We start from the raw sequence: 1,777 nt of genomic DNA, 5'->3' as shown, positions 1-1,777 counted from the left end.
CCGGTGGGGTGCTCTTCGTTGCGGAGAACCCGTCGCGCTCCCTGCAGAAGATCAGCGAACTCTACGACCGGGTCGGATTTGCCGCTGTCGGGAAGTTCAACGAGTTCGAGAACCTGCGACGCGGCGGCATTCAATTCGCCGACACCCGCGGCTACGCCTACGACCGCCGCGATGTGACCGGCCGGCAGCTGGCCAATGTCTACGCGCAGACGCTGGGCACCATCTTCACCGAGCAGGCCAAGCCGTACGAGGTGGAGCTGTGCGTCGCCGAAGTCGCCCACCACGGCGAGACCAAAGCGCCTGAGCTGTACCGGATTACCTACGACGGATCGATCGCTGACGAGCCGCATTACGTGGTGATGGGTGGGACGACGGAGCCGATCGCCAACGCGCTCAAGGAGACCTACGCCGAGAACGCCGACCTCGCCGACGCGGTGCACATCGCCGTCAACGCTCTTGATGTGGGCCGCGCCGAGGGATCCAACACCGACCAGCCTCCATTGGGGGTGTCGAACCTGGAAGTCGCAATCCTCGACGCCGGTCGGCCGCGGCGGGCGTTTCGTCGTATCGCCGGTGCCGTGCTGGAGCATCTGCTGCCCGAACGCAACGGCTCTGGGTCGGCTGACGACTCAGCGGAGAAATCGTCGAAATAGGCCCTGTCCTTTGCTGATCGGCTTGTTGCTCGCGCTGGGCTGTTCGGTGTGTTACGGCACGGCAACGGTCTTACAAGCCGCCGCGACCCGCTCGGTAGATGTCGGCAACGGCGACTCCGGCGTCGACGCCGCGTTACTGCTGCGCGCACTGCGGCAATGGCGCTACCTGCTGGGCGTCGCGCTCGACGGTGCGGGCTTCCTGCTGCAGATCGCAGCGCTACGGCTGGTTCCGATCTACGTCGTTGCCGCCGCGGTCGCTGCGTCACTGGCCGTCACCGCGATCGTCTCCGCGTGGTTGTTGTCGACGCGATTGTCGGCCATGGAGTGGGCCGCCGTGACGGTGGTGTGCGCCAGCCTGGCGATGCTGGGCCTCGCCGCCGGGCCGGAGGGCACCGGGCACGGCCCGCCCGGACTGGGCTGGGCCCTGGTGGTGATCGTCGCCGTGGTGTTTGTCGCCGGTGCGATCGCCGGCCGCTTGAGCGACCGAACACGCGCTCTGGTGCTGGGGTTCGGGGCCGGCGCCGGCTTCGGTGTCGACGAGATCGCCGTCCGGCTGATCGATTCGATCGACTTCACCGATGTGACGTTCTGGGTCAATCCTGCCGCCTACGCGTTGATCAGCGGTGGAGTCGCCGGTTTTCTGCTGCTCACATCCGCGTTGAGCCGCGGGTCGGTCACCACGGCCGTGGCCGGGATGGTGATCGGCGAGACGGTTGGTCCCGCTCTGGTCGGGGTGGCGTGGCTGGGTGATCGCACCCGCCCGGGCCTGGGCTGGATGGTGGAAGCCGGGTTCGCGGTGGCGGTGCTCGCGGCGCTGGCGTTGAGCCGGTTCGGCGAGGCGCCCGCGCCTGCCGAGTCCTGAAACCCATCGGCGGGGGCTCCACACCGGCTCGGGCTTCGGCAAGTACGCTGAAAATTGTGCAGCGACGAATCATGGGCATCGAAACCGAATTCGGTGTCACCTGCACATTCCACGGCCATCGTCGCCTGTCGCCCGACGAAGTAGCCCGCTACCTGTTCCGCCGGGTCGTCTCGTGGGGCCGCAGCTCGAACGTTTTCCTGCGTAACGGCGCACGGCTGTACCTCGACGTCGGCAGCCACCCCGAGTACGCGACCGCCGAATG

Annotated in this window: 3 protein-coding genes; all 3 read left to right on the top strand. The window is 67.4% G+C overall.

Annotated features, from left to right (window positions below; translation table 11 throughout):
• Window positions 1-653, top strand: a 653-nt coding sequence (prcA, locus tag AC2VOG_RS14405) for a proteasome subunit alpha (protein WP_486940568.1), incomplete at its 5' end; no start/stop codon positions are given.
• 10 nt (window positions 654-663) lie between these two features.
• Complete coding sequence (locus AC2VOG_RS14400) at window positions 664-1,515, top strand: DMT family transporter (protein ID WP_486940567.1); 852 nt, start codon at window positions 664-666, stop codon at window positions 1,513-1,515.
• Window positions 1,516-1,571: 56 nt separating this feature from the next.
• A partial coding sequence (locus AC2VOG_RS14395) for a proteasome accessory factor PafA2 family protein (protein ID WP_486940566.1) occupies window positions 1,572-1,777 on the top strand: 206 nt, incomplete at its 3' end.

The organism is Mycobacterium sp. TH-M11, assembly GCF_057473725.1.
The sequence above is the reverse complement of the archived record's forward strand: the minus strand, read 5'-3'. Positions and strand labels throughout refer to the sequence as shown.